The organism is Clostridium pacaense, assembly GCF_020709765.2.
GTDB lineage: Bacteria > Bacillota > Clostridia > Lachnospirales > Lachnospiraceae > Enterocloster > Enterocloster hominis.
Window position 1 is genome coordinate 1 of sequence record NZ_JAJFEB020000206.1, and the last position, 239, is coordinate 239.

The 239-nt window shown below is 54.4% G+C and carries 1 protein-coding gene; it reads left to right on the forward strand.

The features are described 5' to 3' along the window. The coding region (locus LK536_RS59045; protein WP_506092366.1) for a hypothetical protein at positions 1 to 239 on the forward strand (239 nt) is incomplete at both ends.

The window sequence follows — 239 nt, forward strand, 5'->3', positions numbered from 1 at the left end:
AACCATACGGTCTGCGGAGCCAATACAGGATTCTATGGGGACTACGGGTGGGTATACCTGCCAATCAGGAACCGTGATACATGCCTGGGTGTCATAGGCGTGTATACGGATGGCAGGGAAATCGATGACGGACATATGGTCTTCCTCAACACCGTGATGTCGAAGATGGCCATGGCCACTGAGAAAGAGGGAAATCCGGCAAAAAACGGGGAGCACGACAGGGGATGCCAGGGAACCGG